Origin of the sequence: Nosocomiicoccus sp. HMSC09A07 (assembly GCF_001808485.1) — a bacterium.
GTDB lineage: Bacteria > Bacillota > Bacilli > Staphylococcales > Salinicoccaceae > Nosocomiicoccus > Nosocomiicoccus ampullae_A.
Genome location: NZ_KV793623.1, coordinates 48,461 through 49,735, shown reverse-complemented (window position 1 = coordinate 49,735; position 1,275 = coordinate 48,461). Strand labels below are relative to the sequence as shown.

General features: G+C 36.4%; 2 protein-coding genes. Both read left to right on the top strand.

Features of this window, described 5'->3' with window-relative positions:
* On the top strand, positions 1-537 hold a 537-nt coding region (locus HMPREF3177_RS00440; protein WP_070456254.1), incomplete at its 5' end, for an Ig-like domain-containing protein.
* A gap of 96 nt (positions 538-633) precedes the next feature.
* The gene (locus HMPREF3177_RS00435) at positions 634-1,176 is read left to right on the top strand and encodes a helix-turn-helix domain-containing protein (protein ID WP_070456252.1); all 543 of its coding nucleotides are present in this window, start codon (positions 634-636) and stop codon (positions 1,174-1,176) included.
* The last annotated feature ends 99 nt before the right edge of the window (positions 1,177-1,275 follow it).

The following is a 1,275-nucleotide window of genomic DNA, read 5'->3' as shown; positions in this document are numbered from 1 at the left end:
GTAGACGTAACAGTAACAGTTGAAGAGCCAGATGTTGTTGTTGACAAACCAACAATCAATCAGCCAAATGCTGGTGATAAACAAGTGACTGGTGAAGGTACACCAGGAAATACGGTTATTGTTGAATTCCCAGATGGATCTACAGGACAAGCAATTGTTGACAATGATGGTAACTGGACGGTTAATGTACCTAAGGGTGTAGAACTTAAACCAGGCGACATTATTACAGCAGTTCAAGTAGATAAAGATGGTAATATTTCTGAACCAGTACAAATTGTTGTAGGCGCAGGTTTAGATAATGAAACTGATGGAAATGCTTCAGCTCCAGAATCAGGTAAAGAAGTTTCTAGAACTGAGTCAGGTGTTGCAAAAGCAGCAGAAATTGATGCAGCTACAACTACTAACTCAGAAAAAGTATTACCAAACACTGGTGAAGCTCAAGATAATAAAGGTCTAGTTGCAGGTACTGCAGCATTATTCGCAGGAATGGGTGCATTAGTACTTGGAAGAAGACGTAAAGAAAACGAAGAAAAATAATTGAAGAAGTAATTATTGATCGAAGTTTACACCACACAGCAATGAGGTGCACCCCTAAAGTTGGACACTAAAATCCAACTTTAGGGGTGTTTTTGTATGAAGTATAAAAAGCATAGCTTTGAATTTAAGGTAAAAGTAGTTAATGAATATTTAAATGAAGCAGGAGGATATAAATTTTTAGGTGAAAAGCATAATGTGGATAGATCGCTTGTTCAAACATGGGTAAAACAATACAACACATATGGCTATCAGGGCCTCACTAAATCTCTAAGTAATACTCAATATACTAGTGAATTTAAGTTAGCTGTTTTAAAATATAGAGAAGAAAATCAATTGTCCTATAGAGAAACAGCGGAATACTTTGGTATCAAGAATTTTTCAACAATCGCTAACTGGAATCGCAAGATTCAAGAAGGTGGCCCAGCTGCTCTAGAGGGCAAACAAGGGAGACCAATAAAACATATGCCTAATAAAGAAAATAACCAAAAACAAGTATCGAAGAGTGAACCACTGAATGAAACAGAACGCGAAGAGTTAGAACGTCTAAGAGAAGAACTAAGAATGAAAGAACTGGAAAATATCATTCTAAAAAAGTTAAATGCCTTACCGACAGATCCAACAGACAAAAAACGAAAGTAGCGCTTGAGGTAAGGCAAGAAACGACTTATACACTAAAAGAGATTTTAACAGTGTTGAAGCTACCAAAGTCTGTATATTACTACTGGATAAAACATATGG